A 7,533-nucleotide genomic window follows, 5' to 3' on the forward strand; every position below is an offset into this window, starting at 1 on the left:
AGCACGCACGTGACGACGATTCCGATGTCCCCCGTCCCCCTCCCCGACACCCCCAGCCTGATCTCCACCCTCCCCGGGCACTACTACACCGACCCGGAGATCTTCCGGCAGGAGCAGGAGCACCTGTTCGAGTCGATGTGGTTCTGTGCCGTCCGCAGCGCCGACCTGGACAAGCCCGGCGCGTTCCGGACCGTCCAGGTGGGCCGCGAGAACGTGATCATCACCCGGACGCGCAAGGGTGAGCTGCGCGCGTTCCTCAACATCTGCCGCCATCGCGGGGCCCGGCTGTGCATGGAGGAGGCCGGCGAGGTCCGGCGCAGCCTGCAGTGCCCGTACCACGCATGGACGTACGACCTCGACGGCAAATTGATCGCCGCACCCAACTTGATCAAGATGCCTGATGTTGATCGGGTCGAGTACGGGTTGATCAATGTGTCACTGCGGGAGTGGCTCGGTTACGCCTGGGTGTGCCTGGCGGACGAGCCGCCCTCCTTCGAGGAGACGGTCACGCACGCGGCCGTGGAGCGGCTGGGCGACCCGGCCGCGATCGAGCACTACGGCACCGAGGGCCTCGCGCTCGGCAAGCGCATCACGTACGACGTGAAGGCGAACTGGAAGCTGATCGTCGAGAACTTCATGGAGTGCTACCACTGCGCCACGATCCACCCGGAACTGACGGACGTGCTCCCGGAGTTCGCGGAGGGCTATGCCGCCCAGTACTACGTGGGCCACGGCGCCGAGTTCGGCGCCGAGGTCAAGGGCTTCACGGTCGACGGCAGCGAGGGCTTCGCGAAGCTGCCGCAGGTCTCCGAGGACCAGGACCGGCGCTATTACGCCATCACGGTGAAGCCGACGGTCTTCATCAACCTCGTACCGGACCACGTCATCCTGCACCGCATGTTCCCGATGGCCGAGAACCGCACGATCGTGGAGTGCGACTGGCTGTACGCGCCCGAGGTCGTCGCGTCGGGGGCGGATGTCTCGAAGTCGGTGGAGCTGTTCCACAGGGTGAACGAACAGGATTTCGAAGCATGTGAACGGACACAACCGGCCATGGCGTCGCGGGCGTACCGCAACGGTGGTGTGCTGGTTCCCAACGAGCACCACATCGGGATCTTCCACGAGTGGGTCCTGGAGCAGCTGGGAGGCGAGCATGCCGGACCTGTTCATTGACGGAAGCTGGCGGAGCGCGGTCGATCAACGTACGCGCGAGATCCGCTGTCCGGCCGACGGTTCCCTGGTCGGGGTGGTCGACGAGGCCGGCGGCAAGGACACCGTCGAGGCCATCGCCGCAGCCCGGCGCGCCTTCGACGAGGGCCCCTGGCCTGCCACCTCCCCGAACGAGCGCGGCGATCTGCTCCTGCGGGTGGCCGACCTCCTGGCGCGCGACAAGGAGGCACTCGCGCGTGCCGAGTCCCTGGACACCGGGAAGCGGTATGTGGAGAGCGAGTACGACATTGACGACATCGTCAACTGTTTCCGCTACTTCGGCCGACTCGTCGCGAGCGAAACCGGCCGGGTGATCGACACGGGCGCCGAGGGCGTCGACAGCCGGGTGGTGTACGAGCCCGTAGGCGTCTGCGCGCTCATCACCCCCTGGAACTACCCGCTCCTCCAGACGGCCTGGAAGGTCGCCCCGGCCCTCGCGGCGGGGTGCACCTTCGTCCTGAAGCCGAGCGAGCTGACCCCGCACACGGCCATCCATCTGATGCGGCTGCTGGAGGAGGCGGGACTGCCGGCGGGCGTGGGCAACCTGGTCCTCGGCGCGGGTCCCGAGGCGGGCGCCCCGCTCGGCGACCACCCGGACGTCGACATGGTGTCGTTCACGGGCGGACTGCAGACCGGCCGCCACCTGATGGCGGTCGCCGCGCCGACGGTCAAGAAGGTCGCCCTCGAACTCGGCGGCAAGAACCCCAACGTCGTCTTCGCCGACGCCGACTTCGACACGGCCGTGGACATGACCCTGACCGCCGTCTTCCTGCACTCCGGGCAGGTCTGCTCGGCAGGGGCACGCCTCCTTGTGGAGGACTCGCTGCACGACCGGTTCGTCGACGAGGTCGTGCGCCGGGCCCGGGAGATCCGGCTCGGCGGCCCCTTCGACGAGCGCGCGCAGGCCGGGCCGCTGATCTCGGCGGCGCACCGGGCCAAGGTCGAGGCGTATGTGGCCAAGGGCCTGGAGGAGGGCGCGGTACTGCGCTGCGGAGGCGAGCGGCCCACCGGCGCGGAGTACGACGACGGCTTCTACTACCCACCCACCGTCCTGGGCGACTGCTCCGTGGGGATGCACGTGGTGCAGGAGGAGTCCTTCGGACCGGTGCTGACCGTGGAGCGCTTCACCGACGAGGACGAGGCCGTACGGCTGGCCAACGGGACGATCTACGGTCTCGCGGGCGCCGTGTGGACCACCGACGAGGGCAAGGCCGCGCGGGTCGCCTCGCGGCTGCGCCTGGGGACGGTCTGGATCAACGACTACCACCCGTACGTGCCGCAGGCCGAGTGGGGTGGCTTCAAGCAGTCCGGCTTCGGACGCGAACTCGGTCCCTCCGGACTCGCCGAGTACCGCGAGACGAAGCACATCTGGCGCAACACGGCGCCCAAGCCGCAGGGCTGGTTCGACTAGCGCCTCGCAGGGCATGCGTCCACACGCCTAACTCCCGCGTAACAGCGCGCACATGAGCCCCACGTATAACCGACCCCCTCAGTGATCAACCCGCCGCCGATCAACCTCTCACCCGTCAACCCTTCACCGATCAATCCGTGACCGATCAACTCTTGATCGATCAACCCCCCGCATTGATCAACCCTCCGCATTGATCCCGGCACCCGCAGAGCCGCTCCCCTCCCTCCCCAGGCCCACCAGGAGTCCGCTCATGACGACAACCGAGCAACCACCATCCGGATCACACGGCCACGACGACACCGAGCTCGCCGAGTTCGGCTACAAACCCGAGCTCAAGCGCACCCTCGGCAACTTCCACACCTTCGCCGCCGGGATCAGCTACATCTCGATCCTGACCGGCACCTTCCAGCTGTTCTACTTCGGCTACGGCAGCGGCGGCCCCGCCTACTGGTGGTCCTGGCCGATGGTCTTCATCGGGCAGTTCATGGTCGCCCTCTGCTTCGCCGAGTTGGCCGCCCGCTATCCCGTCGCGGGCTCGGTCTACAACTGGTCGAAGAAGATAGGCAATCCGCACCTGGGCTGGCTGGCCGGCTGGACGATGCTCATCGCGTCGATCGTGTCGATCTCGGCCGTGGCACTGGCCTACCAGCTGACGCTGCCGCAGATCTCCAGCGTGTTCCAGATCGTCGGCGACGGAACCGGCAAGTACGACGTGGCGACCAACGCGGTCATCCTGGCCGCGGTGTTGATCCTGTTCACGACCCTCGTGAACGCCTTCGGCGTCAAGCTGATGGCCACGATCAACTCGGCGGGCGTGTTCATCGAGTTGATCGCCACGGTCGTACTGATCGTCCTGTTCGCCGTCCACATCACCCGCGGTCCGCAGGTGGTCATGCAGACCAACGGCACGGGTGCGGGGTACGGCGCCGGCTATCTGGGCGCGTTCCTGGTGGCCTCGCTGGCCTCGGCGTACGTCATGTACGGCTTCGACACGGCCGCCTCGCTGGGTGAGGAGTCCAAGGACCCGTCCCGCAACGCGCCCCGCGCGATCATCCGGGCGATCGTCGCCTCCTTCGTCCTGGGCGGCCTCGTCCTGCTGCTCGCGCTGATGAGCGTGTCCAGCCTGAAGAGCGGGAAGCTGTCCACCGACGGCCTCCAGTACATCGTCCTGGACGTACTCGGCTCCACGGCCGGCAAGGCGATGCTGTGGTGCGTGCTGATCGCGGTCACCGTCTGCGCGCTCGCCGTGCACACGGCGGCGATCCGGCTGGCGTTCGCGATGTCCCGGGACAACAACCTGCCCGCGTCCTCGCTGATGGCCAAGGTCAGCCCGCGCTTCCAGACGCCGGTGCTGCCGGCCGTGATCATCGGCATCCTGGCGCTGGCGATCCTGGTGGTCAACATCCGCCAGCCGCAGATCTTCACGGTCGTCACCAGCATCGGCATCATCATGATCTACCTCGCCTACCTGGGGGTCACCGGGCCGATGCTCGTGGCGCGGCTGCGCGGCAAGTGGGAGCCGGCGGGCGACGGCAAGTTCTCGCTGGGCCGTTGGGGCCTGCTCGTCAACATCGTGGCCGTGCTGTGGGGCGCGGGCATGACGCTCAACCTGATCTGGCCGCGCGCCGCCGTCTACAACGCGACCGCCCCCTTCCACTGGTACCTCCAGTGGGGCGCGCTGCTGTTCGTCGGCGTGATCATGGGCGGCGGTTTCGCCTACTACTGGTTCATCCAGCGGCACCGCACCGGCGTGCTCGCGGAGCACCGCCTGGAGAACGAGGCAGAGGTGGCCGCTCCCTTCGCCGCTCCGGCGGCCGACTGAAGGAGGTCAACAGCTCATGAGCACCGATGAGTTCGACTACGTCGTGGTCGGCGGCGGCACCGCGGGCAACGTGGTGGCGGCCCGGCTCTCCGAGGATCCGTCGGTCACGGTCTGCGTCCTGGAGGCGGGGCCCAGCGACGTCGGGGACGACGACATCCTCAAACTCGACCGCTGGATGGGCCTGTTGGAGTCCGGCTACGACTGGGACTACCCGGTCGAGCAGCAGTCCAGCGGGAACAGCTTCATGCGGCACGCGCGCGCCAAGGTGCTGGGCGGCTGTTCCTCGCACAACTCCTGCATCGCCTTCTGGGCGCCCGCCGAGGACCTCGACGACTGGGCGGCGGACGGCTGTACGGGCTGGAGCGCGGCGGACCTCTTCCCGCTCTACCGGCGCCTTGAGAACAACGACGCCCCCGGCGACCACCACGGCCGGGGCGGCCCGGTGAAGCTGCGCACGCTCAAGAGTGACGACCCGTGCGGCACGGCCCTGCTGGAGGCGTGCGCCCAGGCCGGCATCCCCACCACCGCCTTCAACACCGGCAAGACGGTGATCCGGGGCGCCAACTGGTTCCAGATCAACTCCGACGAGAACAACACCCGCCAGTCGTCCTCCGTGGCCTACCTCCACCCGATCCTGGGCAAGCGCCCCAACCTGGAGGTGCGCACGGGCGTACGCGCCAAGAAGCTCGTCCTCGACGGGCGGCGCTGCGTCGGCGCCGAGTACCTGGACCCGGACCTGATCCACCATCGGACGGTACGGGCCCGGCGCGAGGTCATCGTGTCGTGCGGCGCGATCGACACCCCGAAGCTGCTGATGCTCTCCGGCATCGGCCCGGCCGAGCACCTGCGCGAGGTCGGCGTCGATGTGGTCGTCGACTCCGCGGGCGTCGGCGAGAACCTTCAGGACCACCCCGAGGGCGTCATCATGTGGGACGCCAAACAGCCGATGACCACCACGTCCAGCCAGTGGTGGGAGGCGGGCATCTTCTACGACACCGAGGAGGGCCTGGACCGGCCCGACCTGATGTTCCACTACGGGTCGGTGCCGTTCGACATGAACACCGCGCGCTGGGGCTACCCGACCTCGGAGAACGCCTTCTGCCTCACCCCGAACGTGACGCGCGCGAAATCGCGGGGCACGGTACGGCTCCGTACGCGCGACTACCGGGACAAGCCCAAGGTGGACCCGCGCTACTTCACGCACGAGCACGACGCGCGCGTGATGACGTTCGGCCTCAAGCTGGCCCGGAAGATCGCCTCCCAGCCCGCGCTGAGCGGCTGGGCGGGCGCCGAGCTGGCCCCCGGCCCGGACGTCCAGTCCGACGAGGAGCTCCTCGACTACATCCACAAGACCCACAACACCGTCTACCACCCGTCCTGCACCGTGAAGATGGGCGCGGACGACGACCCCTCGGCCCCGCTCGACGCGCGGCTGCGGGTCAAGGGGGTCGAGGGACTCCGGGTCGCGGACGGTTCGGTGATGCCGGACCTGATCTCGGTCAACCCGTGCATCACGACGATGATGATCGGCGAGAAGTGCGCCGACCTCTTGAAGGAGGACGCGTAGCGGCTAGGCAGGCCGCTTGTACATCCGCGTCGCCGTGATCTCGCTCCGCACCGCGTCACCTTCTCCGGCCGGGCCCTCCTCAGGGAGCCCCGGCCGGAGGTGTTCCTCCACGCTGATGTACTTCAGCCCCGCCCTGAGGTCCGCGTCATTGCGCAGCCGGATGACCAACGGGAATTCCGCCAGCGCCGTCGTGTCGAACAGGCCGGTGGTGTAGAGGAGTTGCACCCCGAGCGCGTCCGACACGGCCCGCTGAAGCTCCAGCAGATACGTGGCGTTGGCCCGCCCGATCGGGTTGTCCAGGAACAGCGTCCCGGCATGCCGGTGTTTGTCGCGCCCCCGGTCGTTGGACCGCAGCGCGGCCATCGTGCAGTACAGCGCGATCGCCGCGGTGAGCAGCTGGCCGCCCGAGAAGACGTCGCCCATCTGCCCGACGGGCACCCGCTCGGCGCGCAGGACGGCGTCCGGCTTGAGGATCTCGACGGCGACCCCCTTGGGCTGGAGCGCCGCGCCCACACCCCGCAGCAGCAGGGACATGCCGTCCCGGCGCAGATCGGAGTTCTTCTTCACTGCGGCCCGGGTCGCCTCGTCGACGACCTCGCCGAGCCGCTCGGTGAGGACGGCCTGGTCGGGCTCCTCGAAGCGGATGCGCAGGAACTCCTGCCCGGACCACTCGCCGAGCCCCTCGGGCAGCCGGGACAGCCGCTGGGCGGAGCGCAGGGTGGCCAGCGCGGACTCGACGAGCCCCCGCAGCCGGTCCACGATCGAGTCGCGGTTCCGCTCCAGCTGCGCCAACTCGTCGGTCAGCACCCGCAGTCGGGGCGCGAAGGCGTCCGCCCACTTCTGGGCGTGCTCGGGCAGCGAGGACGCGGGCAGCTCGCGGATCTGCTGGCGCGCGGGGGTGCGGACCTGCTCGTAGCGCGTGGCGTTGGCGTGCCGGACGAGGATGTCGCTCGCCTCACGCACACCGGACTCGGCGGCCGACAGATCTGCGGCGCAGCCGCGCAGCGAACGGCGGGCCTCGGCGGCGGAGTGCCGGGCCTCCTCCAGGGTGCCGGGATACGGCTCCGGCTCCTCCTGCTCGTCGTCGGAGGTGTGCTCGCGCAGCAGGTCGCGGAGCATCGCCGCGACCTCCTCGAAGCCGCCGGCCCCGTCCTCGGCCGCCCGGTGGGCGTCGAGGAGCTCGGCGTGCGCCTCCCGGGCCTGGGTCAACGTCTCGGCGCGCGTGGCGAGTTCGGCGGTCGCCGTGCGCAGCAGCGCCTGGGCGTGCTCGGCGTCGCGCGGCTGGAGTTCCTCGGTCAGCTCGGTGTGTGTCTCGCCGTCCTCGGGTGCGTGCCGCTCGGCCTCGCCGCGCAGCCGGCCGAGCTGCTCGCTCGCGGTGGACATCCGGGTCTCCAGGAGCTGCACCAGCTCCTCCGCCCGGGCCACGGCGGCGCGGGAATGGCGTTCATCGCAGCAGAGGCTACGGGGCAAGGTGGCTTGAATGGAACACCTGTGCGGCGAGGAGGGCGGGTCCTTCGCCCGGGC

Annotated in this window: 4 protein-coding genes and 1 pseudogene; 4 read left to right on the forward strand and 1 reads right to left on the reverse strand. The window is 69.2% G+C overall.

Annotated features, from left to right (window positions below):
* The first annotated feature begins 9 nt into the window (after nucleotides 1-9).
* From ACWDR3_RS30380 to ACWDR3_RS30395, 4 genes are all read left to right on the forward strand, one after another.
* A complete protein-coding gene (locus ACWDR3_RS30380; RefSeq protein WP_450355775.1) occupies nucleotides 10-1,173 on the forward strand; it encodes an aromatic ring-hydroxylating oxygenase subunit alpha in 1,164 nt (387 codons plus the stop codon).
* Entirely contained in the window at nucleotides 1,154-2,620 is a 1,467-nt protein-coding gene (locus ACWDR3_RS30385) for an aldehyde dehydrogenase family protein (RefSeq protein WP_450355776.1), read from the forward strand. Before ACWDR3_RS30380 ends, ACWDR3_RS30385 begins: the two co-directional genes overlap by 20 nt.
* A 250-nt stretch (nucleotides 2,621-2,870) precedes the next feature.
* Nucleotides 2,871-4,442, forward strand: a complete 1,572-nt coding sequence (locus ACWDR3_RS30390) for an APC family permease (protein ID WP_450355777.1) — start codon at nucleotides 2,871-2,873, stop codon at nucleotides 4,440-4,442.
* A gap of 16 nt (nucleotides 4,443-4,458) precedes the next feature.
* The gene (locus tag ACWDR3_RS30395; protein ID WP_450355778.1) at nucleotides 4,459-6,009 is read left to right on the forward strand and encodes a GMC family oxidoreductase; all 1,551 of its coding nucleotides are present in this window, start codon (nucleotides 4,459-4,461) and stop codon (nucleotides 6,007-6,009) included.
* 3 nt (nucleotides 6,010-6,012) lie between these two features.
* On the opposite strand, the pseudogene ACWDR3_RS30400 reads toward ACWDR3_RS30395, so the two are convergent.
* A pseudogene (locus tag ACWDR3_RS30400) lies at nucleotides 6,013-7,443 on the reverse strand (hypothetical protein); the annotation flags it as partial.
* Nucleotides 7,444-7,533: the final 90 nt, after the last annotated feature.

Source organism: Streptomyces sp. NPDC001002 (assembly GCF_053599215.1).